Origin of the sequence: Roseovarius gaetbuli, assembly GCF_900172365.1 — a bacterium.
Taxonomy (GTDB): domain Bacteria; phylum Pseudomonadota; class Alphaproteobacteria; order Rhodobacterales; family Rhodobacteraceae; genus Roseovarius; species Roseovarius gaetbuli.
The window spans coordinates 1-2,672 of sequence record NZ_FWFJ01000099.1 but is presented as its reverse complement, the minus strand read 5'-3'; the positions used below and the strand labels follow the sequence as shown (position 1 = coordinate 2,672).

Sequence of the window (2,672 nt, the reverse complement as noted above, 5' to 3'; positions counted from 1 at the left end):
AGCGGAAAATCCACACTGCTATCGGCCATCGCAGGCGTAGTGGACGTCGCACCGGGAGCAATCCAGATAGCCGAGAAGGATGTAGGGGCCGTAAAGGGCGGTGCCCGGGATCGGTTCCGGGTCGATCACATTGGGATGATTTTTCAGGTTTTCAATCTCATTCCGTGGCTTACCGCTCTTGAGAATGTCTTGCTGCCTTGCACATTCTCGACGCGTCGTCGCGAGCGCGCAGGTGGGAGTCCGGAAAAAACAGCGCAAAGACTGCTGGACGAACTGGGCCTTTCCGATTCTGCTCTGGCATCCAAACAAGCCAACGAACTCAGTGTCGGCCAACAGCAACGGGTGGCCGCCGCGCGGGCGTTGATCGGTGCACCTGACCTGATACTGGCGGATGAACCGACGTCAGCGCTTGATGAGGATGCCAAAGCGAGTTTTGTGGATCTGCTTGTGCGAGAATGTGAAGCGTCCGGGACTGCGCTGCTTTTCGTGAGCCATGACCGCAGCCTTGAGCAGCATTTCGATCGAAGCGTCGACTTTCAGGACCTGAACCGGAGTGCTGCGTGATGCTTTGGCTGAGCTTGAGGAGTCTCTCGAACCGCCGCTTCGTTGCCACGCTGACGGTTCTGTCTATTGGTCTGAGCGTGGCTCTTATCCTCGGCGTGGAAAGACTGCGCGAAGGGGCGCGAGAGGGTTTTACCAACTCTGCGTCTGGGATTGATCTGATAGTGGCTCCGCGCGGCAATTCAGTGCAAATTCTGATGGCGACCGTGTTCGGCGTTGGATCGACCGGTACGGGGCTATCATGGGCAACCTACCAGCAGGTCGAGGATATGCCACAGGTCGCATGGGCCGTGCCGGTTCAGATGGGCGACAATCACCGTGGCTATCCGGTGATCGGCACGACAGCCGCGTATTTCGACCATTTCCGGCATTCCGGGGGCCAGTCCCTGATGTTCGCATCAGGACATGCTTTTGACACCGATGCGCCGGACGCGGCCGTGGTCGGTGCCGAAGTCGCGGAGCGCTTCGGATATGCACCGGGTGTGGTGATTGTGAATGCACATGGGGCGGGTGCGGTCTCTTTCGACATGCATGATGATGCGCCCTTCACTATCACTGGCATCCTTGCCCCAACCGGAACCGCTGTGGACCGGATGGTATTCGTGACGCTTCAGGGGTTCGATGACATCCACGCCTCGCGAACACCACCCCCGCAAGACCCCTTTGACACAGGGGCAGGAGCGAGCGGTGCTGATCCAAGCGCAACAGCAGGCAGTGTGCAAGATCACCACGAAGATGATCACGCCGATCATGATCAGGTCGATAAAGACCATGTCGGCAAAGACCATATCGACAAAGACCACGCCGATCACGGGCATAACCAGTCCGCGGAGCACGTTCACCAGGATGAAAATGACCAAGATGCTCATCTCAATGAAGGCGCTGTGCCAGTTGACACCGATCTTCACGAGCATGAAACCCGTTCAGACGAACCGGGGTATACTGAGGCACATGGCGACCACCATCACGAGCCGGAGACGATCAACGCAGTCTTTGTAGGGCTGTCTGACCGGACAGCGGTGCTGGGCATTCAACGGACACTTTCTGAATTGCGGACTGACCCGGTCTCGGCCGTGATGCCGGCGGTTGCGCTGGCCGAATTGTGGGGGATTACCGGCACTGCCGAGAACGTGATGCGCGTGATGGCATGGGCGGTGGCAGTGTCGGGAATGATAGGAATGATGGTCATGCTTTCTGCAACCCTCGACACGCGGCGCCGTGAGTTCGCTATCCTGCGCTCGGTTGGGGCCACGCCGTACCGTATCTTTGGGCTGATTTTGTCGGAAGCTGCCGTTCTCAGCGCAGCGGGCTTGATACTTGGCATCCTTCTGCTCACGTTGGCCGCAATTGTGAGTGGTCCCATTCTGACTGTGCACTTTGGAGTGACCATTGGACTGAATGGTTTCGGCTTGTGGGACCTGACAATCCTTGCGGTTATCTTCTGCGCCGGTCTGGTCGCAGCGCTGATCCCGTCCATCCGCGTTTATCGAATGACGCTTGCTGACGGCCTGTCGATCAGGATTTGAATCACCCAAAAAAGGAATTTGCCATGACAATCATAGCCCGCCTTTGTTTCAGTCTCTTGCTCGCTACACTACCGGTGCTCGCACAAGCATCAGACCCGAAGGACATTTCCTGGGGGGCACTTGCGCCACCGCCAGCTGTGATCAAAAATCCGTTTGAAAGCCTCACGGACGACCAGATGGATGCGCTACGAAATATCCTAAGGTTTGAGGCGCGCGCAGATCAGAATGACACTGCCGAAGCTCAAGCATTGCGTGGCAAACTTGCCGAAGAGGGTATCGATGTCGACGCCATGTTCAGAGCGCGACTTGAAATCATGGACCGACGCGAATCCGCCGCGACGGCCGTGAACGAGGACGTTGTGGGAACGATGGTTCGCCTGCCGGGCTACGTGCTGCCGCTGGCGTTTGAGGGCAAAAAAGCTGTTGAGTTCCTGTTGGTGCCAACGGTCGGCGCTTGTATCCACACGCCGCCACCTCCTGCCAATCAGGTTGTCCATGTTGTTTATCCGGAAGGGATAGAAATCAATGGTCTGTTTACGCCAGTCTGGATATCGGGAGAAATTGCGGCAGAGCGTTCAATTCAAA

The 2,672-nt window shown here is 57.3% G+C and carries 3 protein-coding genes; all 3 read left to right on the top strand.

Annotated features, from left to right (window positions below):
- Positions 1-564, top strand: a 564-nt coding sequence (locus tag ROG8370_RS19645; RefSeq protein WP_085828806.1) for an ATP-binding cassette domain-containing protein, incomplete at its 5' end; no start/stop codon positions are given.
- Complete coding sequence (locus ROG8370_RS19640) at positions 564-2,087, top strand: ABC transporter permease (protein ID WP_085828805.1); 1,524 nt, start codon at positions 564-566, stop codon at positions 2,085-2,087. The genes ROG8370_RS19645 and ROG8370_RS19640, both read left to right, overlap by 1 nt.
- A 23-nt stretch (positions 2,088-2,110) precedes the next feature.
- A partial coding sequence (locus ROG8370_RS19635) for a DUF3299 domain-containing protein (protein WP_085828804.1) occupies positions 2,111-2,672 on the top strand: 562 nt, incomplete at its 3' end.

What these genes read in the sequence shown, in the direction of transcription:
- ROG8370_RS19640 (WP_085828805.1), top strand. Translation starts at nt 564, where the DNA reads ATGCTTTGGCTGAGCTTGAGGAGTCTCTCGAACCGCCGCTTCGTTGCC.